This window comes from Zooshikella ganghwensis (assembly GCF_018263875.1).
Lineage (GTDB): Bacteria > Pseudomonadota > Gammaproteobacteria > Pseudomonadales > Zooshikellaceae > Zooshikella > Zooshikella ganghwensis.
This window is the reverse complement of the sequence record NZ_JAEVHG010000002.1, coordinates 352,759-377,370: the sequence shown is the minus strand read 5'-3', so window position 1 is coordinate 377,370 and position 24,612 is coordinate 352,759. Positions and strand designations below refer to the sequence as shown.

General features: G+C 41.3%; 23 protein-coding genes. 7 read left to right on the top strand and 16 right to left on the bottom strand.

Translation table 11 applies throughout. From position 1 onward, the window contains the following. Window positions 1–492: 492 nt before the first annotated feature. On the bottom strand, window positions 493–696 hold the full coding sequence (locus KHS79_RS05480; RefSeq protein ID WP_212717372.1) for a DUF2788 domain-containing protein: 204 nt from the start codon (window positions 694–696) through the stop codon (window positions 493–495). Window positions 697–1,219: 523 nt separating this feature from the next. Between KHS79_RS05480 and KHS79_RS05475 the strand changes: the two genes are divergently transcribed. Next, a complete protein-coding gene (locus KHS79_RS05475) occupies window positions 1,220–1,816 on the top strand; it encodes a hypothetical protein (RefSeq protein WP_212717370.1) in 597 nt (198 codons plus the stop codon). An 85-nt stretch (window positions 1,817–1,901) separates the two neighbouring features. Here the strand turns inward: KHS79_RS05475 and KHS79_RS05470 are convergent, their stop codons facing one another. The 3 genes from KHS79_RS05470 to KHS79_RS05460 all read right to left on the bottom strand — a co-directional run bounded on the left by KHS79_RS05470 (window position 1,902) and on the right by KHS79_RS05460 (window position 3,487). Beyond that, window positions 1,902–2,501: a DUF416 family protein gene (locus KHS79_RS05470; protein ID WP_084611200.1), complete on the bottom strand. Its 600-nt coding sequence runs from the start codon at window positions 2,499–2,501 to the stop codon at window positions 1,902–1,904. A 67-nt stretch (window positions 2,502–2,568) separates the two neighbouring features. After that, entirely contained in the window at window positions 2,569–3,135 is a 567-nt protein-coding gene (gene efpL, locus KHS79_RS05465; protein WP_094786348.1) for an elongation factor P-like protein EfpL, read from the bottom strand. A gap of 16 nt (window positions 3,136–3,151) precedes the next feature. Next, window positions 3,152–3,487, bottom strand: a complete 336-nt coding sequence (locus KHS79_RS05460) for a DUF3301 domain-containing protein (RefSeq protein WP_212717369.1) — start codon at window positions 3,485–3,487, stop codon at window positions 3,152–3,154. 253 nt (window positions 3,488–3,740) lie between these two features. Here KHS79_RS05460 and KHS79_RS05455 point away from each other — a divergent pair, with 253 nt between their 5' ends. Then, on the top strand, window positions 3,741–4,448 hold the full coding sequence (locus tag KHS79_RS05455; protein ID WP_094786349.1) for a glutathione S-transferase family protein: 708 nt from the start codon (window positions 3,741–3,743) through the stop codon (window positions 4,446–4,448). Between the two features lie 284 nt (window positions 4,449–4,732). After that, complete coding sequence (locus KHS79_RS26235; protein WP_212717368.1) at window positions 4,733–5,803, top strand: M15 family metallopeptidase; 1,071 nt, start codon at window positions 4,733–4,735, stop codon at window positions 5,801–5,803. A 47-nt stretch (window positions 5,804–5,850) separates the two neighbouring features. On the opposite strand, the gene KHS79_RS05445 is transcribed toward KHS79_RS26235, so the two are convergent. From KHS79_RS05445 to KHS79_RS05430, 4 genes are all read right to left on the bottom strand, one after another. After that, window positions 5,851–6,660 (bottom strand): polyphosphate kinase 2 family protein, encoded by an 810-nt coding sequence (locus KHS79_RS05445; protein WP_212717367.1) that lies wholly within the window; start codon window positions 6,658–6,660, stop codon window positions 5,851–5,853. A gap of 193 nt (window positions 6,661–6,853) precedes the next feature. Then, window positions 6,854–7,309, bottom strand: a complete 456-nt coding sequence (locus KHS79_RS05440; protein WP_027708096.1) for a methylglyoxal synthase — start codon at window positions 7,307–7,309, stop codon at window positions 6,854–6,856. A gap of 206 nt (window positions 7,310–7,515) precedes the next feature. Next, entirely contained in the window at window positions 7,516–8,490 is a 975-nt protein-coding gene (locus tag KHS79_RS05435) for a phosphatase PAP2 family protein (protein WP_212717366.1), read from the bottom strand. 50 nt (window positions 8,491–8,540) lie between these two features. Next, on the bottom strand, window positions 8,541–9,101 hold the full coding sequence (locus KHS79_RS05430) for a thioredoxin family protein (protein WP_212717365.1): 561 nt from the start codon (window positions 9,099–9,101) through the stop codon (window positions 8,541–8,543). 151 nt (window positions 9,102–9,252) lie between these two features. On the opposite strand from KHS79_RS05430, the gene KHS79_RS05425 reads away from it, so the two are divergent. Beyond that, entirely contained in the window at window positions 9,253–9,489 is a 237-nt protein-coding gene (locus tag KHS79_RS05425) for a hypothetical protein (protein ID WP_133296020.1), read from the top strand. A 93-nt stretch (window positions 9,490–9,582) separates the two neighbouring features. On the opposite strand, the gene KHS79_RS05420 is transcribed toward KHS79_RS05425, so the two are convergent. Both KHS79_RS05420 and KHS79_RS05415 read right to left on the bottom strand, forming a co-directional pair. Further along, the gene (locus KHS79_RS05420) at window positions 9,583–10,341 is read right to left on the bottom strand and encodes an enoyl-CoA hydratase (RefSeq protein WP_212717364.1); all 759 of its coding nucleotides are present in this window, start codon (window positions 10,339–10,341) and stop codon (window positions 9,583–9,585) included. Between the two features lie 159 nt (window positions 10,342–10,500). Then, window positions 10,501–11,472, bottom strand: a complete 972-nt coding sequence (locus KHS79_RS05415; protein ID WP_212717363.1) for a 2Fe-2S iron-sulfur cluster-binding protein — start codon at window positions 11,470–11,472, stop codon at window positions 10,501–10,503. A 567-nt stretch (window positions 11,473–12,039) separates the two neighbouring features. On the opposite strand from KHS79_RS05415, the gene KHS79_RS05410 reads away from it, so the two are divergent. Further along, the gene (locus KHS79_RS05410) at window positions 12,040–13,548 is read left to right on the top strand and encodes a fumarate hydratase (protein WP_094786357.1); all 1,509 of its coding nucleotides are present in this window, start codon (window positions 12,040–12,042) and stop codon (window positions 13,546–13,548) included. 119 nt (window positions 13,549–13,667) lie between these two features. Here KHS79_RS05410 and KHS79_RS05405 read toward each other — a convergent pair whose 3' ends face one another. The 3 genes from KHS79_RS05405 to KHS79_RS05395 all read right to left on the bottom strand — a co-directional run bounded on the left by KHS79_RS05405 (window position 13,668) and on the right by KHS79_RS05395 (window position 15,902). Next, a complete protein-coding gene (locus KHS79_RS05405) occupies window positions 13,668–13,994 on the bottom strand; it encodes a late competence development ComFB family protein (protein ID WP_027708090.1) in 327 nt (108 codons plus the stop codon). 131 nt (window positions 13,995–14,125) lie between these two features. Beyond that, window positions 14,126–14,521 (bottom strand): putative signal transducing protein, encoded by a 396-nt coding sequence (locus tag KHS79_RS05400; RefSeq protein WP_094786358.1) that lies wholly within the window; start codon window positions 14,519–14,521, stop codon window positions 14,126–14,128. A 571-nt stretch (window positions 14,522–15,092) separates the two neighbouring features. Beyond that, complete coding sequence (locus tag KHS79_RS05395; protein ID WP_233468243.1) at window positions 15,093–15,902, bottom strand: DODA-type extradiol aromatic ring-opening family dioxygenase; 810 nt, start codon at window positions 15,900–15,902, stop codon at window positions 15,093–15,095. 877 nt (window positions 15,903–16,779) lie between these two features. Between KHS79_RS05395 and KHS79_RS05390 the strand changes: the two genes are divergently transcribed. Then, complete coding sequence (locus KHS79_RS05390; RefSeq protein WP_212717362.1) at window positions 16,780–17,691, top strand: YHYH protein; 912 nt, start codon at window positions 16,780–16,782, stop codon at window positions 17,689–17,691. Between the two features lie 306 nt (window positions 17,692–17,997). Here the strand turns inward: KHS79_RS05390 and KHS79_RS05385 are convergent, their stop codons facing one another. Then, window positions 17,998–18,336 carry a GIY-YIG nuclease family protein gene (locus tag KHS79_RS05385; protein WP_233468241.1) on the bottom strand — a complete coding sequence of 113 codons (339 nt, stop codon included), beginning with the start codon at window positions 18,334–18,336 and terminating at the stop codon, window positions 17,998–18,000. 28 nt (window positions 18,337–18,364) lie between these two features. Then, complete coding sequence (gene glmS / locus KHS79_RS05380) at window positions 18,365–20,200, bottom strand: glutamine--fructose-6-phosphate transaminase (isomerizing) (protein ID WP_212717361.1); 1,836 nt, start codon at window positions 20,198–20,200, stop codon at window positions 18,365–18,367. 97 nt (window positions 20,201–20,297) lie between these two features. Between glmS and KHS79_RS05375 the strand changes: the two genes are divergently transcribed. Continuing rightward, the gene (locus tag KHS79_RS05375) at window positions 20,298–21,044 is read left to right on the top strand and encodes a TrmB family transcriptional regulator (protein ID WP_212717360.1); all 747 of its coding nucleotides are present in this window, start codon (window positions 20,298–20,300) and stop codon (window positions 21,042–21,044) included. Window positions 21,045–21,133: 89 nt separating this feature from the next. On the opposite strand, the gene KHS79_RS05370 is transcribed toward KHS79_RS05375, so the two are convergent. Continuing rightward, a complete protein-coding gene (locus KHS79_RS05370) occupies window positions 21,134–23,992 on the bottom strand; it encodes a valine--tRNA ligase (protein WP_212717565.1) in 2,859 nt (952 codons plus the stop codon). Between the last annotated feature and the right edge of the window lie 620 nt (window positions 23,993–24,612).

Below are 24,612 nucleotides of genomic sequence, written 5' to 3'. Positions count from 1 at the left end.
ATGGTGCCCTTGAGATCATAACGAGTGGCTTAATAGTCAGACTAAGGTGAGTGATATTTGGGGCTGTTAACACTATTTGGGTAGTCTCTACTGAAAACATTATTTGATGGACAACGAGTATAACATGGTCACTCTGGCTTGAGTATGTGGTGATAGTTCTATGACTATGAGGTATGGGAAGCAGTAGATATTGGCACTTAAGTATAAAAACTGGAGGGGGGGTAATCTACAGCAATAACTAAGTGTTACTTTGTGAGCTGATCATAACTTAGTCAGTATTTGTACGGATTGTAGTCAATAAGGCTATTGACCAAAATGAATCAAGATAAGCTGCACCAAGCCTTATCTTATCATGTTCGTTCTTGTCTCGCCTGGCTGTTAAACAACCAGGCTTTTTTTATGGGTATTTTTTTAAAGATAGATAGCTGTTATAAAAGAACTGGTTTTAGCTGTAGTAATCATCTTTAACTGTTTGTTAACCACTCCCTGCCCTTAGTATCCACCAAAGCTATCAACGACTACTGCCTTGATTATATAAGCAATAACTCCCAGGCAGAGCGCTCCAAATAATACGAAAGAGCCTAACTTTCCTGCTTTAGTTTTTCTGGCCAAATCAAAGACAATAAAAAACATAAAAATAATAAGTACAGCGATGAGGCCTTGCATGAAAAGTGCTTCGTATTCTTCCCAGGTCATGGCGATACTCCAGAGAAAACAGCAAAAAAATAGCGCTATAGTGTATCGCAAAAGCAGGTTATTGATAATCGTTTGTCTTAAGCTATTCAACAGCTTTTCAAACGTGACTGTTTTTGTCACTTGTTGACCTGGTTAATGACAAAAAAAGTAACTAAATCAGCCACTATAGTGATATAGATCGCATTTTATTTTTGAATTTGTGATGAGGTTAACGTTAATTTGGGGCGTTAATTTGGCACATTAACTGCTCATAGTGCAGTGTTGTATTTTATGCCTCGTGTTGAGGTATATCGTTCCCGTAACGCTTCCTTAATTGGCATGTAATGCTTAAGTGCTCTTGGGGAAGCAACTAAAGAGAGTGGTTTTGCAGCGTGTTGAGTAAGATATGCTAAGTTCGATACCTCTAACATTAATCCTGTGTTTGTACACAAGTGGTTAATAACAGGGACAGCTTTAATAGCTTCTTGTGAGGTAAAAGCATATGGCGTTTGCGGGAACTTTTTACAAGCCTGAGGGAAAAGTTATGTCGTTTTACACTACAAACGAAACATTTCAGTCTGCCATGTCGTTAGTGCTTGGTCATGTCTCAGATCAAAACCAGATTAATGCTTTACCCTTGCTCAAATTATTGTTTTGTGTGTACTTGCCTGATGCTGCAAAGCTAATCACCAACTATCAGTTAAAATGTAGTGATGAAAGTATTTTAGAAAGCAGTAATTTATCCAGTCAGAAAAAGGTAATTGTTCAGCCCGATAAGTCAGCATTACATCATACTTTTTATAATATTCCCCAAGAGGCTATTCGATATACGGGTATTGAGGTCCATTGTTGCCAGAAAAGTCAGGAGTTTCCTCATGGACTTGCATTTCGTCAGCCTACTTCTTCGAATGCAATGCTTTCAGTGAAGGAAGGGATTAGTGAACTATTACGTCTGGCGTTACATACTAAGCCAGTGTTGCCTGTGATTGTTGCGGGTAAAAGTATTACTGGAGGGAAGGCTATTCGCATTTATCGATTGGAGTTATCTGCCATTCAGCATTTAAGTAAAATGGTCAATAGTGGTATTCAGCAGGTCATCACTGATAAGCTACAACGTGTGTTTCAAAAGAAAGTGGCTTAGATTTAAAAAATACGAAACTCGTTGTCAGTCCTCTACAACGAGTTTATATGTTTTTAGTTAAAGATGAATCATCTTGCACAACTCATTATTCTTCAGCCGTACTGACGCCTAAGTGGCTAATATCATCATTACGCGAGAGGTTCCTAATTTCTTTAATTAAAGGAGAGGTCAGTTTAGCTTTAGTGAGCGTAGCAAGGAGCTCATCATAAAAATCAAGCTGCTGAAGGTACAGGGGATGTTGCTCTATATATTGCTGTAGCTCTGTGCCTTTAAGTTCAGTAGCTTCGCTGTACTTTAGAAATTGTCCAATCGTTTTTAATGCAAGCTGTGCTATACCATCAACTTCTTCCGTGCTAGGTGATAATGCGCAGTGCATCGCCATACTTAAACTCAGTATTGCATCAGTGGCTGGATGTACTCCATACATATCAAATGCTTCACGATCCGGAATGTGCTGCTCTACTTGTGGTAACCATTTTTCTAAGGCTGCTTGATTTTGTTGGCCTGAAGCAAAGTCCCAAAGCAGATTTAATGCTTGTCGAAAAAGCTGTGTGTCACCGCTTTGGGTTAACTCTAAAAACAGCTGATAGTTTGGCATACTCCGAGTAATGATGGCGGCTGCAAAACATATTTGCTGAGGGTGGGTTAATGGATTTAGTTGGCTAAGAAATGACGGGGTTTTCATGAGTGCGGTATCAATTAAAATTTTCTGACAGTTGTCGTATTGATTGCTTTATGCCTTGATATTTAAGTTAGGCACGGGACATAAATTTTCCAGTACTGGTATTCACTTTTACTTTTTCACCTGTAGTTATGTATTCAGGTACTTGTATTTCTAACCCCGATGATAATGTGGCTGGCTTTGTTCTACCTGTAGCTGTGGCGCCTTTGATGCCTGGACTGGTGTCAGTAATCGTTAGTACCACTGTTGTGGGTAGCTCAATGGCTATAGCTTGATTATTAACCAGTAATAGCGTGATTTCCTGATTTTCTTCTGGCAAGTAATACACTTGCTGTCCAATATCAGCTGCTGCCAGGCTATATTGCTCATAGTTTTCAGTATCCATGAAGGTTAGCAGGTTATCCTCCCGAAACAATAAAGTACACTGTCGGCGCTGGAAGTCTGCATCGTCAAGCCAGTCATCACCAGTATAGGTTTTTTCCAGCTTCTGCTGCGATGGAATCAGTGTAAACCGGACTTTATACAATGTCTGAGCACCCCGAGATGAAGGCGACTTTACCTCAATATCTCGAACTAAGCCCAGCGAATTGTTTATGTTGATAACATGACCTTTCGCTAAATCACTTGCTTTTGGCATCTAAGGAAGTCTCCCATTATTGTAAAAACGTCTGCCGAGATGACTCAGTGTCATCGGGGGTGTCTAAATGTATATGCTTTATTCGGTGACCCAGCAGTTGTACGGAGCCTTTGTAGCGGTGTTCACCTGTTTGTGTAAACTCAAAGCGATAATACCGGAGTAAAGTGATTGAGCCTTGTTGGTTGCGTGAGAGCCGCGTTTTGATATTAGCAACAGTGTCATCCAGTAGTTGTAGTTGTAAATCATCACATGCCCGTTTGCCCGCGGCCCGGGCAATATCTTTGCATTGAATGCCATCAAGCCAAAGCCAGGTTACGGCAATACAGGTACAAATAAAAAGTCCTTCAAGCATAGTCTTAGTGGTACTTACATAGTTTAGGTGGTACTAACATAGTTTAAGTGTTACTTGGTGGTTAGAAACGAAGAGTATAACGTAACTCGTAGGTAGGCATGCTATGTTGAAACACAGAAATTGTATATTGGCCAGTGGCTGGAAGAAATAACAATCTTTCTATCAAAATGTGATGGCTAAATAGGGTGAGTTGTTTGACAGGGTTGTCTAAAACAAGTGAGACTGATAATAAAAACGCCAGAGGACATGCGGAATGATAAAACTATATCGCTTTGGACCCGGCCTGGGGTTACCTGAGTTAAGTCCTTTTTGTATGAAAGTAGAAACATTCATGCGCATGTTTGATATACAGCACAAATCTCAATTTATTCGTAACCCTCAGGCTGGACCAAATGGAAAGCTACCTTTTATTAAAGCAGAAGATTTATTAATAGCTGACTCTTTTTTGATTATTGACTACTTAGTTGAACGCTTTTCATTGGATATAAAACAGGGGTTGTCTGCCAAAGCATTAGCATCGGGATACATGATGTGTCGCATGCTGGAAGAGCATTTTTATTGGATAATGATGTATAGCCGCTGGGTGGACAAGACAAACTGGCCTGTTATTAAAAGCTTATTAATGGAGAATATGCCCCCCGGGGTCGGGAGCTTTATTTCACTGATGACTCGAGGGCATGTGAAACGACAGTTATTAGCCCAAGGTTTAGGTCGCCATAAACCTGAAATTATTTACCAGCTTGGTTGTCGAGATTTATCAACCGTTGCCGATTTATTGTCTGGCTCACCATTCCTGTTGGGAGAAGAACCCTCAGTCTATGATGCTACTGCTCATGCCTTTTTGGCTGGAACGTTATGCACTACTTTCCCCTCACCTTTGCAACAACATGCTCAATCATTACCAATACTGACTGAGTACTGTGAGCGAATGAATCAGCGCTACTATCCAGAAGGGGAATAATGCAGTGAATAAGCCTGAGGGCAACTAACAGGCTTCACTCTCAACAGAGAAAACGACAGCTAGTGTGTGAACTGCTTGCATTGAGTGTCAAATACTGATTATGCTAGTGTTTTTGGAGGTGACTTTAAGAATCACGGCTTATAGCGTATTTCTTGCTGTGATTTTATAAATCACATTCATCCTTTTCAGTTTTATTAGCTACACTGGATAGTAGTGATTCTGGCATATTTAAATGCCAGTCAATAAAAATAATACACAACACTTGAAAACGGGATTCATCAGTTGTGAAACGAAGAGTCTTTCTTGAAGGGGTATTAGCAGGCTCAACGGTAACCGTATCCTGTGCGTTTATGTGGGGGCAGTTAGCAAAGCAGGTTCAGCATCGAGTGACTGTGCCTGGTGAACAGCCTATTGTCCTAACCGACCTGGAAGATATCCCGCAAACGATAATCGAGACAGTAACTACCCAGCCTGCAGTGGCTGACAATGCCTTGTTGGTGCCAGGGGGCAAAAGCCATGAGTATTTTGCTATTGATACCTTGACGCCAAGTCAGTCTGTACTTCCTGAGCCGCTAGCCTATGAGCAGCCACCGTTATCTCATGTTCAGAGCTCTCAGGCTGAACCTCCCTTTAACTTTGCCCAGAGTTACCAAACTAAAATAGATAATTTTGATACGTACCATGAAGGTGATGTAGTACTTTCTGAGCAAAAGTTTGAGCTGTTAAAAGCTACACTAGCGACTCTCACAGAGGCTCAACGTATTGTTGGGCACGGTAATTTTAATATTATTAATTTAGATACTATGCTGAAAACCTATTCTCGGTATTCAAAGCGTGGTGATTTTCCAAAAGATCAACTTGCGTTTATTGAGGAATTATTTTCTGCAGAAGCAAAAGAATATGGCTTTTTTGGTGAAAAAATAATCACCCAGCTCTCTGCAGTAGTGCCAGAAAAAGACATCAATAAAATTCCTGGAACAGGGCACTTTCTATTTCAAGGCGAAGCTTTAAAACTCTACGAAAAAGTGCGTTCAGAAGTGGGTGATTCACTCATTCTCACTTCTGGTATTCGGGGTGTAATGAAACAGCTACATTTATTTATGGCGAAGGCTGTACATGCCAAAGGCAACCTGTCTCAGGCGTCTCGCTCTTTGGCTCCACCAGGCCACTCCTACCATGCTATCGGTGATTTTGATGTGGGCTGTAAAGGCTTAGGCAAGCGAAATTTTACCAAAGACTTTGCAGAGACGGATGAGTTTAAAAAGTTGCAGGATCTTGGTTATGTGAATATACGTTATACGTTGGATAATCAGTTTGGTGTTCGTTACGAACCGTGGCATATCAAAGTGGTTTAAGTCGCTTATAACCTTTGTTGTGGGTATATGGTTTCCCTGAAAATAAGCTAAGGAAGGTCTTTTTCAGTAAAAGGCAGGGGTGGACGAGGATACTGGGGGGCTAATTGAGAGAGTGAATGATGAAGGATGCTGATAATTAGCCAGTCTCGAAACCAGGGGTGGTTAGCAGGCACAATATACCACGGGCTTGCCAAGCAATGGGTGAGCATAATTATGCGCTGACAGCCCTGGATGGCAAGCTCCCAGTTTTTTTGAATAACGTAGTCTTGTTGATTGATCATCCAATGTTTATCAGGGTCTCGAATACGTTGAACAAGGCGGCGTCGATGTTCTTGTTTACTGATATGTAAGTAAAACTTTATCACTAGAGTATGGCTATCACTCAGTAGCTGTTCAAAGTTGTTGATATGGTGGGCCTGTTTAAGTAGTTGTGCATTGTCTGGAAACTGTGTTGTTATTTCCAGCTCATGGATGATGTCATCGTAGTAGCTGCGACTGAAGACAGCAATATGACCTAAAGCCGGTACCCGTTGATGAAAGCGATATAAGAAGTCATGTGCTCTGCTCAAAACAGTACTTTGAAAGTCGTGTACAGCGAGTCCTTGGGGGTTTAGTCCATAAAAAACATGTTTAATGGAATGCGCCTTTCCTGCAGAATCCAACCCTTGGAACAACAGAAGCAGAGATGCTTTTTTTTCTGCGAGCATACATTGCTGTAAAGCACTTAACTCATGGTGTAATCGCTCAGTTTCTTTTTTGAGCAGGACTTTATCAGCATTGAATGTGTAGTTGGGATCATATGCCTTTAAATCAAGATCACCTTGAACAGGGGGGTTGAAGTAGGCAATATCCAACATATAGGTTCTCACTTACACCATACTCTACTCTGTAACTTACTGTGATATGGGCCTTCCTTAGCGCCTTCCCTTTCGGGTTAACCAAGCAAATAATGGTTGGACTCTTTGATAAATTTAGTTTAACCACTCAAGCCCGCAAGCAAGTAACTGTAATTATTGCGTGTAAGTGAGCATTTACTGCTAATTTAAGTTGCTAATTCCTTGAAGCAAGGTACTGGTCATAATCAGGAATGCTTCTGGCGTAACGCTCTTCCATGAGTGGTGAGCTGATGAGGAAGTCCGCAGAAGTCAGATTACAGGCTATTGGGATATTCCAAACTGCTGCAATTCGTAATAGTGCTTTTACATCAGGATCATGAGGCATTGGCTCAAAGGGGTCCCAGAAAAACACCAAAACATCTATTTCACCTGTCGTGATTTTAGCACCAATTTGCTGGTCTCCACCCAATGGACCACTAATCAGTTTATGAACCGGTAAATTGAGTTCTGACTCAATAAGGGCACCTGTTGTGCCAGTGGCGAATAATTTATGTTGACTCAGTTGTTGCAGGTTTTTATTTACCCAGTCAATAAGCTCTTGTTTTTTATTATCGTGAGCAACTAAAGCGATCTTTTTGTTTTTATCCATTTCGGCGTTTTTATACTGCATAACACACCTACCTAAACCAATAGTGGAGTAAAGTAGACCAGTTTACGTCAGTTTATACCCAAACGTGTATATCCCGATTTGTGGTGGAGCTATATACTGCTTACATTGGTCTCTGTATAGCTTCATCACAATGACTGCTCTGGTCTAAAGTCAAGATCATCTCACTAGTTGAGTCTAGCTGCTATGACTTATCCCCTAATTATGTGTTAACCATCAACAATGCGAGCGCTTAATTGTTGATGGTGGCGATCTACCAAAAGTAAGGGAATCCAATAGCTGATACCATATCCAAGCAAAAAGCTCCGAAGGCTTTGTGCTAGCAGGTATAGCCACTCCTCTAAGAAAACGCTTTTAGAGAGTATACCGCTAGTTACCCAGTACATAAGACCAATACCTAAACCCAGAAGAATGTTGGGAAAGCGGATGATGAATAGTGAGTTTGGCTTTGTAGACATCAGCTTCAGATAGCCAAAGATAAGTCCGGCGAGTAGAAAACAGTCTCTCACTAACCCTTTTAAAGACCATGGACTATGAATAATGTCTATGAAAGTTTGGTCATTAAGAGAGAATGAACCAGCAGTAAAAGAGGGAGGGTTTATTAAGCGGTAGCAAATGGCGGTGATAAGTAACAAAACGATTGGCCCAATGAGTGCCAAAAAACGGTGACTAGAAGCATTTTGGCATAGGCTGGTGAGTCGAGGCAGAGCTGTCAGACACAGTAGACCAAGTAGAACGCCTGCCAGGGTCTGCGATGGAAAGTGGACACCCAGTGTGATACGTGAAATGGCGGTTAATAACACAATGGCAATGGCCAGCACCCAAAAGAACCAGTGCCGAACCCATAACGCTAGTCCTAACCAAAAAACAGTGGCACTGAGGGCATGTCCAGAGGGCATACCAAAAGCAGTATCAGGCAAGTTGAGTAACAGCTCAGGATAAAGCCAGTAAGGGCGTGGGGCTGCAATAAGTAACTTGAGTAAATGATTGAGTGCACTACTAAAAAGTAATAAAAATAATAAAGGTTGTGCCTGCTGGCGATGATTCCGCCAAATTAAAAGCACAAGGATTAACACATAGGCTTCGCCATAGCCGAGCAATGAAAGCCAGCTAAGTCCACTGACGGCTACTGAGGGTAGAGACTGGAAAAAGTCGATCAGGGGTAGGTCTATAGGTAAGGTCATTGCAACTCCACGAGCATTGATGATGTGAAATAACCTGATTCACACTTGCTTTACTCGGCTTTCCACTTGATATTGCAACCCATACTGGGTTTTTGTTCTGTACTAATGGGGTCATTACCTAACAATGCATCCATTGCCATTCGTAGGTCTTGCCCCGTAACAGGGATAGTATTACCAGGGCGGGCACCATCAAATTGGCCTCTGTACACACAGTACAGATTATGATCGAACAAAAAAAAGTCTGGTGTGCATTCTGCGTGATAGGCGCTTGCAGCTTGTTGGCTTTCGTCGTGCAGGTAAGGGAAGGGAAAATGTTTTTCTTTGGCGAGTTGATGCATTTTTTCTGGGCTATCGTCGGGGTGAGTTATCGCATCATTTGAGCAAATCGCCACAATGCCAATCCCTTTATCTTGATAGTCATGCCCTAAAGAAATGAGACCATCTAAAATATGTTTGACATAAGGACAATGGTTGCAAATAAACATAACCAATAGACCCAAATCTTTTTTGGCTTGGTTTAGAGATAGGGATTGTTGATTAATTGTATTAATAAGGTTGAAGTCGGGAGCTTTTGTGCCTAGTGGCAGCATTGACGAAGGAGTAAGAGCCATAGAAAATCCTTTTTTTCGAGGGGATAAATCCTACTGCAACTGAATTATACTGCAAGAATATAGGTATTATGCTACATTGATAGCGGCTAAAACATTATATCCTGTACAACGGGTATTTATACATAATATACAAAAATAACGCCTTAGAAATATGCCATTGTATCGAATTAGTTTTATGGCTGCAGGCCTAAAAACATATGAAGTTCTTGAACTGCCTTATCAAATAAAACGCGATAATGCCGATAATCTTTGTATTATTAATAATCGGCATATTATTGGTGATGAAACATTATTAGAGCGTTTAGTTCAGGAACGTTTACAGATAACACACCAAGTGTGTATTTTGGAAGCGACGATGCTGTGTGATGAAACAGATGGCTTTGTTTAGCTTGCGTGAGTTGCAAATAAAGCACTATTGGAAAATGGACCTGTAAACAGGCCCACGTGGTCCATATTTAACCCATGGACCACTAGTGAGTGACTACTTTGGCTGTGATGTTTTCTTGAAAAATGCACTAAAAGCCGCGTGTGCTTCAGGGCTTTTTAAACGCTCCGTAAATAGTTTCCCTTCTTGCTGCATGACATCTTGTACCGTGGATTTAATGCTTTGCTTCATTAACTGTTTTGTGAGAAGGATTGCTTGTGTAGGCTGTTTGCTGAGCTGGAGCGCAGCTTGCTTTGCGATAACCAGTGTTTGTGATGGGTCTTCGACTATTTGCGTGGTGAGTCCTGCTTCTTTGGCTTTGTAGCAGTCAAATGGCTGGCCGAGTAATAAGAGTTCAGCGGCTAACCGATGGCCGGCCAAAAGCGGTAATAAATAGCTTGAAGCAGCTTCGGGACATAAACCTAAATTAACAAAAGGTAATTGAAAAATAGCGTTTTGTCCGACATAAACTAAATCGCAGTGAAGCAAGAGTGTTGTACCAATACCAACAGCGTTGCCATTTACAGCTGCAATTAACGGTTTTTTTAAATTAGCGAGTGCTTGTAAAAACTGAAACACAGGGCTGTCACTATCTTTAGGTGGGTTTAACATAAAATCATTTATGTCATTGCCACTGGTAAAGCACGTTCCACTGCCAGTAATTAAAAGGTTTTTAATGGAGTCATCTTCATCCGCGGCAAGTATCGCCTCAGTGAGTTGGGTATACATTGAATGGGTGAGTGCATTTTTTTTCTCAGGCCGATTAATTTGCAGAATTAGGCATCCATTCTCTTGCTCAACTAGAACTTCACTCACAGGTTAACTCCTTGCAGATAGGTACACATTAATTTTTTTGCTTATTACTCCACCCTCAATATGGCAGAGCGCATTATTGGTTTTAGTATTATTTGTAGTGCTTGTTATATAGCGGGTATGCTGAGATAAGCTTAATTTAAACGGCTGTTTGAAATAAGCTTAGAAAGATAGGTCCAGGTTGTCAACAGCCTGGTTAGAGACCTCTTCTAGACCAAATGAGATAACAGAGCATTGGCTGAGTGGAATATTAAACTGTTGCAATGTTGTCCAGTATTCCATGATACGTGGTGTTGCGCCTGCAAAGAAAAAATGGCTTTGTTGCAGGTAGGTAAGTTGAGGCAAGCTATCTTTAGTCCAGCTACCAACCACTGTGTGGTAGGAAAGTTGCTGATTGCGTTGGCACAGCTCTCGTAAGGAGTCTTGTAGATAAAGATCTGCAACACTGGGGACATGATGTATTAAGTGAATAGGGCCTCGATGCTGATGCCAAAGTGCATCTTGAATAACACCAAGCATTGCACCTAAGCCTACTTCGGCAGCTAATAGTACCAGGGGAGAGTGAGGGTTTTTCGACTGGTAATAACAGTCTCCCTGAACATCACACAGAGTGATAGTATCTCCTGGAGCTGCGCTTTCACAAAGCCATTGGCTGATATTGCCTCCCGCAATTCGTTGCACATGAATAATGAGTTCTTGGTCTTGCTCTGGGTGACTCACCAACGTATAGGTGCGTTCATGTCCATGGTGGGTAAGCTTAATCTGCTGGCCGGGGTGATAATCAATTAATCTTGAGGGTGAAATTTGTACCTGTTTGACGACCTGATTCAAGGCTGTAACAGATGTAATAATCGCAGGCATTGCATCGTGTTGGCGGTTAGGTAGACGTACCACTAAATCTGCGTCAGGATGGCACTGACAGGCAAGAAAGCCATTTTTCTGTAACTGCTCCTGATTTAGGCCTTGCTGGGCAGCTTTGGGGGGTGTTCCTGCGGTAGCGTACATTAAGCAACTATGACACAAGCCTGCTCGACACGAAAAGGGGACTGAACAGCCTGCTGCAAGTAATTCGTCTAGCAGTATTTGCTGTTTGTCACAATGGATGTTCTGGTCCTTGAATTGAATAATTGGCATCGTTTTAAACCAATACTTGCAATAAGCGCTGTTTAACTTCAGCTAAGACCCTGCGCTACTTGTTGTACTTTCTATTTAAGTTATCCATCTCCAACGCCAGAAGTGAATCAGTAAGGTGGATCTTCCACGTTGGCTCGATTTCACTATAGCGGGGTATATTCGATCTTAAGCTAATTTGAAATTACCTGGAGATGTCAGACCTGTAAAGGGGGAAGTGCTGCCAGGTATGAAAAATATGTTACTATTTCGGGCGAATAATATTACTAAGGTGAATTAACCGAGTATAAGGAAAAACTTGTCTGTCATTACATGTAAAGGTTCTGAGATAGACCTGTTGCGGTAGTAGCAGATATTTGTTGAATTAGATCCTTGGAGCCTTGAGTAAGCCTCATTAGAAAGGTAACTCTCGATTCATAGCCTAGCCTAACTAGCCTAAAAAGGTGTCGACAAAGGTCATTGCTTAGCACTGACAATAAAAGAGGCTGTACAGGTTCTGTCGTCTTTTTCATTGTCTTGGTAGGTCTGTTGGTTGCCGGCATCTTGTATACAAGAGGAGTATGTATCCGCATGACCACCATTCGTCAAGAAGACTTTATCGCCAGTGTCGCTGATGCATTGCAATATATTTCTTATTATCACCCCGTAGATTTTATTCAGGCAGTCCATGAAGCCTATCAAAAAGAAGAGTCAGAGGCTGCAAAAGATGCGCTTGCTCAAATTTTGATTAACTCTCGGCTCTGTGCTGAGGGACATCGTCCTATCTGTCAGGATACAGGCATTGTAACGGTCTTTCTAAAGATCGGTATGAATGTTCAGTGGCAAGCAACGCTAAGTGTCGAAGATATGGTCAATGAAGGTGTGCGCCAGGCATACACGCATCCTGATAATGTACTGCGTGCATCAATTCTTGCAGACCCTGCAGGCAAGCGGGTAAATACACGAGATAATACACCTGCGGTGATTCATATGCAGGTGGTGCCTGGTGATACCGTGGAAGTTCATGTTGCCGCTAAAGGCGGTGGTTCTGAAAATAAAACTAAGATGGCTATGTTGAACCCAAGTGACAGTATTGTTGACTGGGTAGTGAAAACAGTTCCAACGATGGGAGCAGGTTGGTGTCCTCCTGGTATGTTGGGTATTGGTATTGGAGGGACGGCGGAAAAGGCTGCAGTATTAGCCAAAGAGTCATTAATGGCACCCATAGATATTCATGAGCTACGAGTACGTGGACCACAAAACCGTATTGAAGAGCTACGGCTGGAAATTATGGATGCAGTAAACAGCCTGGGAATTGGTGCTCAAGGCTTAGGAGGCTTGACGACGGTGCTGGATATTAAAATTCTTGATTATCCAACACATGCTGCCTCATTACCGGTGTGTATGATTCCTAACTGTGCAGCGACTCGTCATGCTCATTTTACGCTAAATGGTGAAGGCCCAGCACTACAACAGCCACCGAAGTTGGAAGAGTGGCCAAATATTACTTGGGATGTGGGTCCCCAAGCGCGGCGAGTTAATTTGGATACGTTAACAGCTGAAGATATTAAAGAGTGGCAACCTGGTGAAACGGTTTTACTTTCAGGAAAAATGCTGACAGGGCGTGATGCAGCCCATAAGAAAATGACGGAAATGTTAGCCAATGGTGAGAAGTTGCCCGTAGACCTAAACAATCGCTTTATTTACTACGTAGGCCCAGTTGATCCAGTCCGAGATGAAGCCGTTGGTCCTGCAGGTCCTACCACATCTACCCGTATGGATAAATTTACTGAAACGATGCTTGCTGAAACAGGGCTAATTGGCATGATTGGTAAAGCAGAGCGTGGCCCTGTAGCCATTGAAGCCATTCGTAAGCACCAGGCTATATACCTTATTGCTGTGGGTGGAGCAGCCTATTTAGTGTCTAAAGCGATTAAAAAAGCAGAAGTGGTGGCTTTTCCTGAACTGGGAATGGAAGCTATATATGAGTTTGAGGTTGAAGATATGCCTGTGACTGTTGCAGTCGATAGCAATGGTATTTCTGTTCACCAAACGGGACCTAAAATCTGGCAGGAAAAAATTCTGGCGAAACAAGGTTAATGAGATTACAAGTGGAGTGGAACACTCTTTAAATTTTGCTGCATAACTTAAAAGCATAAAAGCCGATCAAGCTCAACGGCAGTATGTATTGCCTCATGGTAATGGTAAAACGCATAGCATCATGAGGCAGATGCTGACCGTTCGCTTTCTCCTTCTTTTCTTCGACGCTTATAAACGAACTGAATTGCATCTTCTACGGCGTCTTTGACTTTTTTCTCCATTTCTTTGCGTTCTTTAGGAGAAAGGTAGTAGGCCATATCGATATCATGATGAATGTACCGAGGAGGAAGGTGATTTAATGCAACACAGGCCACATCGACAATCATTTCATCTATCTCGGCTTGACCTCGATATTCCTGAGTAATGTACTCTATGACCATTGTTTCATAGTAGTTATGAAACTCTTCTTGCAAAGCCATGCTAGTAACCTCAACACACGCATTCATTAAGTCCACAGCTTAAGGGGTAAGCCTTTATCCAAAGTGTAGATGATCATGAAGGAAAGGACATGATTCCAGATGGCTTAGCAAATAATCTGGTTTTAGTTGATAAATGCAAGACGGACATAGGTTATTGGCTACAATCTTGATTTGTGACCGCAGTGACTGCATTTTATGCCATGTTTTATTGGGTAAAGTGGAAAATCGATACATAAGAACACAAGAAAAGCACATCGTTTTCCAAACTGGTAGTATTTGGTGTCAGTGCTACCACATTGAGGGCAAGGTATGCTGCTACTGCCTTCTTGTGAGAGCAGGTCGTGTGCTCGATCCTCACTTAAAAGGTGCTGTGCTTGATCAGCGTACTCTTCAGGAACTTGTAAACGAACTCCGCCTAGGGCATTTGAATACAACCACTGCATGTTAATCGTATGCTCATCAGCAATAAAAGCAGGAATGCCCTCAGCATCAAGCTTTGCCCATGCTATCTGGGCTTCATAGGGAAATGTAAATCTAGAAATTGTTACTAGCATTATCTTATAGAGTAATTTATTAACTAATGAACAGATATACCCTTCACGAATGATTTCTAGGTTTTGTTATCTTCACTCCTCACCCCAATCACCTATTAATATAGGCTTATGGGGCTTCGTCACTCGATGGCCGCACCCTTGTGCCCTTGGGGTATAAAAACCATTCGTATTGGGTATGGTTCGACCATAATACGGCAGGAAAGTTGCGGTTAATAGTCTAATAATCAGGCAATAGTAAGTTAAAAAGACCACTTATTAACCTCGGTGGCTATTAATGTATTAGGGCCTGTTAACACTATTTGAATCACCACTGCCGTAGACTATTTTTTCGCCTAGCAAGGCACAAGGAATGCTGTGTAGTCATTCTACATAAATGACTTGTAACACTGCTAGGTGGAAAAATAATCACGGCCCGAAGGGTTATGACGGTAAAAGCACTACTCGTTGTTGCTCATTGTTCATTTAGAACAACTAAACTTCACTCTTCGCGCCTAGATTAGTGCTTTTACCGTCATAACAGTGATATTCAAATAGTGTTAACAGGCCCTAGAATTGCAAAGAGCAGGTCAATTTACCAAAGATAAACGCTGGCCTTTTTATTTAAAATGGTTAATTCAAAATATTGTGAGCATGCTTGTTTCGTTGCACCATAACACACATGTAGTGGCAAAAGATGTTCCTCTCTTGGATGGCAGAATCTTGCATGAGGTGCATTTTCCCAATTTGTTAAGCGTCCAGTTCTTTCTTTTTCTGAGAGAGATTTATTTGAGCATGTATCAATAAGCCATGCTTCAAAAGCTTCGTTTTTGGTTTTAGTATCATGAGTATTAGCAGAATAAAATGCTTTCATATTATGAAATGAAAACCCTGAACCAATAATTAATAAGTCATCATTAGCTAGCTTGGTTATTGATTCACCTAATTTGATATGCTCCAAGGGATTGAGGTTATTTTTAAGAGAGAGCTGTATACAAGGTATATCTGCATCTGGATACATAATCTTTAAAGGGATAAATAAGCCATGATCAAAACCTCTTTGCTCATCAAGCTTTGCGCTTATACCGTCTTTATTGAGTTGCTGATAAAGAGCATGAGCCAGCTGGGGAGCACCGGGGGCGGGGTACTGAATACGGTAGGACTCTTCTGGAAAACCATAGTAATCATAGATTAAGGAAGGGGTGTTGCCACTTGTTATTGTTGGGATGTCTTCTTCCCAATGAGCACTAATAACTAAAATCGCAGAGGGCTTTAGTAGAGTTTCAGCAATCATCTTTAGATTGCCAACCATTTCCTGGTGATCTTTATCACCTAGTAATGGCATAGGGCCACCACCATGAGATAAAAATAGTACTGTCGGTGCCGTTGATGTACGCATGTTCATTTATACACTTCCAATGGTGGTAGTCATTTAAGGCCTTTATATACAGAAAAACTTATAAGTGATTCGTGATGGGGTTATTTTAAGCAATTATTTACCTGCTATATTAGGGTGTTTTCGTGACACGCTACAACCTATAATTTAGCTTCCCCCCCCAGCCTAAAACCTTCGTTTTGGATACAGTATAGTTGAAGTACTTTATGAGTTGATCTTTGTCAGGAAAAATCAATATACCCTTCACGAATCATTTTTAGGTTTTTTTGTCAGCCAAGGATGGTGGAAATACTGTTTATACAGGAGCATTTAACTGCTACCCCAGTCACTTATAAATATAAGCTCCGGGGGCTTCATCGCTTGACCACCCAGCTAGCACCATTAAAAAACTGTTGATGCTATCGCTAGTCTTAACAGACCAGACTAGCCCCACTAAAAACCCTTCGTTTTAGGTATAACATTCGAAAGTAAATAGAGATGACAGTGTCTTGAAAAGACTTGTTGAATTGTACTAAAGGGTAACAAAATGCATTAAAAAATAACTGATCAAGAACTTTGGGTTTAGTTAAAGCTTGAGAAATGGAATTAATAGAGCATAAAAAGAAAGTAGTTAATGCTTTTTTTATAATGGTGGGTTTTTGTAACAAGGCTGATATTTTTTGCGATATTTAAGTATTTTTTAAATTTCTAACTGGAGGTGATGTTTTTTTGTTGTAAAAATTAAATGTTAAAGTGAAAGCTATAAAAATGAGGAAAACATTTTTCTAAGGTTGCTTGTTATCAAGTGATGAGTGAAAATTTTATGCTGCTACTTCAATTAAGGCTATTATTTGTATTGATGGCTTTTATTGTCTTGCCAAACATATGTTACTCAAAAAATGAGTACATGACATCAAGCTTTATGAGTCCGCATGACTTTCAGCACATTGCGAGTCTTATTTCTTTTGACTTTAAAGAGTGCACCTTGGAGACAAATAAAACGGCTACCTGTATAGAGCTTATTTTTATGAGTAGCCCATTACCGGAAGGTCCTTATTGTCCCAAAAGTATTGACCAAACTGGGGGGATTTATGATTACGATGGTGCTAGCAGTCCTGGGTTGCAACCGATTAATCGTAAATTACTGATGGCAATGGAAGCAGATGGATTTGATATTGTCGATAATCACGGCAGGGTTCGTATAGCTCATCCTGATGATGTTGTTCACCAAAAAAATAGAACGAAGAAGTATTGCCTAGAAGCCGATGCTGACTATAGTTTGAAGTTAAAATATTTAATACCTGCTAGGCCTATGCTACGAGAAGAACCTAGCCCTATTGATAATGTGTTGAGTCTCGTTGGTGTTTCAGTGTATGGAGTACCTATTAATGGTCCTGCACCTTCAATCGTTAATGGACCTAAGATGCCAGATGGTAGTCAGGGACCGGTAGGTGATTTACCGGCTGTAGATCCCTGTGGAGGCCATCAAGACCCATCTGGTTATTATCACTTTCATATGTTTCCTGAAACTATTAATAATGTTCTATTAACACATAAAATACATGATGTACGTTGCCTTTACGTACCTCAAACAGCCAATAGATTGATTGGTTTTGCTATGGATGGTTATCCTATTTATGCGAGCCTTGATGTAAACGGACAAGAGCCTACGGATTTGGACCAGTGTCGTGGACATATGGGTATTACAAAAGACTTTCCATTCAAAGTGTATCATTATCATGCCTCTAGCACGCAATCACCGAATACTTTGCCTTGTTTGAGTGGAGTTCAAGCAGATAGTCCGTTATCTGTTGAGTAAAAAATCACTATTTTTAGAGGTACCCATATGTTATACCCAATACGAATGGTTTTTATACCCCAAGGGCACAAGGGTGCGGCCATCGAGTGACGAAGCCCCATGAGCCTATATTAATAGGTGATTGGGGTGGCAGTTAAATGCTCCTCGGCAATAGCTCCTGCATTGCTCTACTATATGACATACATGTCATTATGCATAAAACTGCATTTCCACCATCCTTGGTGATCAAGAGCGCTGACAGCAAACCCTAAAAATGATTCGTGAAGGGTATATTAGCTTTAAAATGTGATTATTTTGGACGTCATGTCATTGAGTATTTGCAATGAGCTGTAACTTTTGTTTACGAGTTAGACGTTTTATTTGATTTTCTCGCTGACTTGCGTCTGCTCGATTAGCACAACATTCAACGTAGACTATTTGCTTAGGAGCGGCGCGACGAAAAAATTTAGCGCCTTTCCCTGACAAATGCTCACTAAAGCGTCTATTAACATTGGTAGTAATGCCACAGTAAAGACCAGCATCTGAATCAATAAGGTAAACAAACCAGTTTTGTTGTGTCGGTGGCTCTTTTTTCATTAACAATAAATGCACTGAAGCTTGCTTAATTGACGTATAACGGTTTAGCTGTATTGCAGCTTTTACCATGAAATTGAATTACTATACCTTGTTAGTTTTATATGACCGTAACGCTTTTTGCAAGGTTTCGTGGCTTATCTGGATTTAATCCTCTTTGGGTTGCCAGATAATAAGCGAGTAGCTGGCAGGGTATGATATGACTGATTACATTCGCGGGGTTATCTGGTGAGGGGAGTCTGATCATATGATCAAAAAGTTCATTTGGTTGTTCGCTAATGCCTATGATCATCCCGCCACGTGCTTTTACCTCTGAGGCAATGGCTGTCATATAGTCTTCGTTGCGTTTATTCATAAAACAAATAACGGGAGTGCCTTTGTCGATTAGGGCAATGACGCCATGTTTTAATTCGCCAGCAGCAAAGGCTTCCGCATGAATATAGCTGGCTTCTTTAATATTTAGTGCACCAATTTTACTTGCACCGATAAATTGCTGGTTGCCTAGTAAATAAATATGTTCACCCGTGATTGTTTTGGCTAAATCTGCGATGGTTTGTAGACTATCATCAGTAAAATAGTGACTTAACTGGTGTGAGAGCCGGTCAATATTGCATTTTGCTGATTCATATTGATCGATAATTGTTTGTGCAAGTAAGTAACCAAAGGCTAATTGAGAAGTGCTGCTTTTGGTCGATAATACACAGACCTCAGGGCCGGCAGAACTTAAAAATGGAAAGTCAGAAAGCCTTGACATCATCGCCCCAGGCATATTAACGACGCTGGCAATAAGCACATTTTTTTGTTTGGCTTGTTCAATAAAGTGGAGGGTATCAGCCGTCTCACCACTTTGGCTAATTGCAATAAGCACATCACCAGCCTGCATAGTAAGTAAATAACTTTGTGCCTCATAAGCAGGAATAGAGATAACAAAAATATCAGCTATTTCTCGTAACAAGGAAGCAATTTGCTCTCCAATAAAAAAAGCGGCACCGGCTCCAGTGATGTAAATATTTTGTGCTTGACTCATTGCATGGATAAGCTTTTCGAGTGCCTGTGGGTCAACTGCAGTTGCTTTGGTTAGGGTTGCCCACTGTTCTTGAATTTCTTTTAACATAAAGTGAGAAAAGCCATCTCGAGAAAGTTCTAACGAGTAGCGCTCAAATACTTGCCAATTGCTGGGTATTATCTCATTAGTTTTTAAGTCAATAACCCTAACATTTTTTTGCTCGCAGCGAATCAGTTGCCAATCATCAAGGAGCAAGCAAGTATTGGTATACTTTGCAAAGGAATAATAGTCAGATGCAATAAAAAGTTCACTATAGCTGTCTTGGTTATGGGCGTGATCTGAGATAATACCAGCTATCAGCGGCGAACCATTTCTTATACCAAGCAGTAGATTGAGACCTGCACAAATCAGTACTAGGGTATTACGCCCTTTAAGCATTTTAAATACACGACTTAATGCTTCCTGATAGTCATCAGCGGTTATTGGGCTTTTTTCACAGAAGTTATCTACTGATTTTATTTTGTTGAGCTCTATTTCAATGAGGCGAACAATAACCTCTGTATCCGTATCGCTGATTAAATTGATATTTAGTGATTTTAACTGTGTTTTTAACATCTGAAAATTTTCAACAATACCGTTGTGTACCAAGGCAAATCGCTTGGATGTCGATACATGGGGATGGCAGTTAGTTATATTGACAGCACCATGGGTAGCCCAGCGGGTATGGCCTAGCGCGATTGTACTTTTGAAATCGATAGGTACTGTATCTGCCGTATGAAGCGGATCCAGTGTTTTATAAACCTCAACATTGTTTTTGATTGGAATTGCTAAACCCCAGGAATCATAGCCTCGATACTCTAAGTGTTTTAAACCTTGGACAACGGTTGTTACTGCATTGTCTTTACCGATATAACCAAATACACCACACATTGATTGTCATTCCTTTACTGACATTAGTATTGCTGAAGAATGATATATAAAGGATAATTTAGCGAATAGAGCAATTGTCAGCAGAAAATTGACAAATATGAATATTAAACAGGTATTAGCACAACTGGATTTTGAAGCGCGTGAAGTGGATATTTACTGTGCACTACTAACGCTAGGTACAGCTTCTATTCGTGATATTGCAGAGCAATCGGGTATTAACCGAGGGACTACCCATGAAATTCTTAAAAATTTACTAAAACGTGGCATCGTTAGCTTTTACCCAAAAGGTAAACGACGTCATTTTTGTGCCGAGTCACCAGAGAAGCTTGTAGAGTTAGCAAATGACAAGCAGGAAAAACTTCGATCAGCAACACGACAGTTGGTCCATGACGTTATTCCTGATTTAAATCGTATGCGTTCAGATACCGGCTCCCCACAAGTTAAATACTATGAGGGTGATGATGGGATAGAAAGCGTACTAAAAGATATCTTGAATACTGCTGATAAAAGTGAATCTAGAAGTTACGATGTCTATTCTTCGAAAGCTATCCGTAAATATCTTTATCGCCCATTTCCTCATTACACGTTACAGCGTGTAAAACGCAATATTCGCGTAAGAGCCATTGCTATTGGGGAAGGGGGAGAAGATGCACCACTCTCAGAACGAAAATGGATTGATGATGGTGATGCTGGAGGGCAAGCAAGTTATGTTGCTATATATCCACCAAAGTGTGCCATGATATCACTACAGGAAGGCAATTATCCTACCGCTGTTGTGATTGAGTCAGCGGCAATTAGTCAGGCGTTAAAATTATCGTTTAATACACTTTGGATGTTGTTGTGACAATTAACAATTTTTATCCTTAAAAAAGGCAGCTTTCGCTGCCTTTTATTTTTTACAAGCAATTTAAATAGATAATTCTGAATTAGTATCTACAATTGTTGCATTTTACTGAGTTGCTCAGCGAATTTCTGTAGAGCATTTTCAACTTCTTTCAGTTTATTTTGCTCTTTTTCAACAACAACAGCGGGTGCTTTACTAATAAAGTTATCATTGGTTAATTTGTTGTTTAACCGGGTTTGCTCTTTGGTTAGCTTATCAATTTCTTTTTGTAAGCGAGCAATTTCAGCGGTTTTATCAACAAGGTCTGCCATGTTAACAAGTACTTCCAAGTCGCCCACCAGTTTTGTTGCGACCATGTCAGGTGCTTTGCTGCCAGCAGGTAAGATTTGAATATCAGCCAACGTCGCCATACGTTTGAGGAAGGTATAATTACTGGCCAAGCGTTCTGCATCCAATTCAGTGGCATTATTAAGCAGCACATTAATTTCAGCGCTAGGCTTAATTATCATCTCACTGCGAATGGTACGAATCGCAACAACGATACCTTTTACCCATTCCAACTCAGCAACCGCGGCTTCATCAATATTGTTGGGGTCACAAGCGGGGTAAGGTTGCAACATGATGGTGTCGCCTTCTTTACCGGCCAGTGAGCGCACTTGCTGCCAAATTTCCTCGGTGATAAATGGCATGAAAGGATGTGCTAAACGAAGAATAGCCTCTAGCACGCGCACTAAGGTATAACGTGTACCACGCAGCTGCTCTTCTGTGGCATTTTCGTCTCGCAGTACAGGTTTGGAAAGCTCTAAATACCAGTCACAATATTCATTCCAAATAAACTCATAAAGAGCTTGGCTGGCTAAATCAAAGCGGTAGGATTCAATCGCATCGCAAACGGCTTTTTCGGTATGCTGAAGCTTAGATACAATCCAGCGATCTGCCAGGCTGTAGTCAACTTCACCACCATTTTGACGACAGTCTTGGCCTTCTGTGTTCATTAATACATAACGTGCCGCATTCCAAAGCTTGTTACAGAAATTACGGTAGCCTTCTAGTCGCTTCATATCCCAATTGATATCACGGCCTGTTGAGGCCAGAGAGAACAACGTATAACGCAGTGCATCCGTTCCGTGAGCGGCAATACCTTCAGGGAATTGTGTTTGTGTACTTTGCTTGATACGCGCCGCAAGTTGTGGCTGCATCATATTGCCTGTACGTTTATTCAACAGGTCTTTTAGGCTGATGCCGTCAATCATATCCAAAGGATCTAATACGTTACCTTTGGTTTTCGACATTTTTTGACCGTTTTCATCACGAATCAAGCCGGTGACATAGACGGTTTTAAAGGGGACCTGCGGATTACCTTGTTCGTCTTTCATAAAGTACATTGTCATCATAATCATTCTGGCAACCCAGAAGAAAATAATGTCAAAGCCGGTTACTAAGACGTCAGTTGGGTGGAATGTTTGTAGACGCGCTGTATTTTCTGGCCAGCCTAGGGTACCGAAGGTCCATAACGCTGAGGAAAACCAGGTGTCCAGTACATCATTATCCTGGCTTAACGCTAAATCAGCAGCCAGCTTATATTTACTGCGAACTTCTTCCTCTGAACGACCTACATAGACATTGCCATTATTGTCATACCAAGCAGGAATACGATGACCCCACCACAGTTGACGGGAAATACACCAGTCCTGAATATCGCGCATCCACGAGAAGTACATGTTTTCATACTGTTTGGGTACGAACTGGATATCTCCATCTTCAACCGCTTTAATTGCAGGTTCAGCCAGTGGTTTGATTTTTACAAACCATTGGTCTGTAAGTAGTGGCTCAATAACTTCACCTGAGCGATCACCACGAGGAGTCTTCAATGTGTGTGGCTCAATTTTTTCTAAAAAGCCCAGATTATCAAATTCTTTGACGATTTTTTTGCGAGCGCTAAAGCGGTCAAGACCGTGATACTGCTCTGGAATAACATTCGTAACGGTTGTGTTAACCGTACCATCTAAATTAAAGACTTCCGCATGTTCACGAATGTTTGCATTGATCGTCATGACGTTAATCAGCGGCAGCTGGTGGCGCTTACCCACGTCGTAGTCATTAAAATCATGAGCAGGGGTGATTTTTACGCAACCGGTTCCAAATTCGCGGTCAACATAGTCATCCGCAACTATTGGAATACGACGACCTACCACTGGTAGCTCAACATACTGGCCAACAAGATGCTGATAACGCTGATCTTTAGGGTTTACAGCAACTGCAGTGTCACCCAGCATGGTTTCTGGACGGGTCGTAGCTACTACTATAAAGTCGCTGCCATCAAGTGTTTTAGCACCATCTACGAGTGGATAACGGAAGTGCCAAAGGCTGCCTTGTTCTTCAGTAGACTCAACTTCAAGGTCGGAAATGGCTGTGTGTAATTTCGGGTCCCAATTGACCAGTCGTTTACCACGATAGATCAAACCGTCATCATGCAGCCGGATGAATACTTCTTGTACTGCATTGTAGAAGCCATCATCCATGGTGAAACGTTCGGTTTCCCAATCAACAGAGTTACCCAGACGGCGCATTTGTCGGGTAATGGTATTACCTGACTGTTCTTTCCATTCCCATACTTTTTCAATAAAAGCATCTCTACCAAGGTCATGGCGAGATTTACTTTCTTCAGCGGCGAGTTTGCGCTCCACCACCATCTGCGTTGCAATACCTGCGTGGTCGGTACCCACTTGCCACAACGAGTTATATCCTTGCATACGACGATAGCGCGTCAATGCGTCCATGATGGACTGCTGAAAAGCGTGGCCCATATGCAGTGAGCCTGTGACATTGGGAGGAGGGATCATGATGGTATAGGATGTACCTTTACCACTGGGTGCAAAGTAGTTTTTCTCCTCCCAGTTTTTATACCAAGAGCGCTCAATCTCGTGTGGTTGGTAGGTCTTTTCCATGGTTGTGTCTAAACTCACCGTTTTTCCAGAAATGCAAACCGCTGATTATACATAGGGGAGTGGTTTGCGTGCCAGTATTCGTTCAGAGATGGTGTCTTATTTAGTGTAGCGCTAAAAAAAGTTTAAGATTTAATCATCTCAACATGAGTATACCCGTCCCCTCCAGCTAAAGAGGTTGCTGCAAAACTGTGGCACATGCAAATACTGCGTTAAATATCAGTATAAATTATTCATTTATAAGCTATGAACTCCGCTTTTTTGCTGATTTTGCCGTGTCTTTACTTGGTGCGACACCTTTTAAAATAGTTATGGGGGTATATACGGGTAATGGAGTGGAATAGCTTATCGAGTTGATAGTTAAATACAATGGCTTTAGGGCCTGTTAACACTATTTGAATATCACTGTTATGACGGTAAAAGCACTAATCTAGGCGCGAAGAGTGAAGTTTAGTTGTTATAAATGAACAATGAGCAACAACGAGTAGTGCTTTTACCGTCATAACCCTTCGGGCCGTGATTATTTTTCCACCTAGCAGTGTTACAAGTCATTTATGTAGAATGACTACACAGCATTCCTTGTGCCTTGCTAGGCGAAAAAATAGTCTACGGCAGTGGTGATT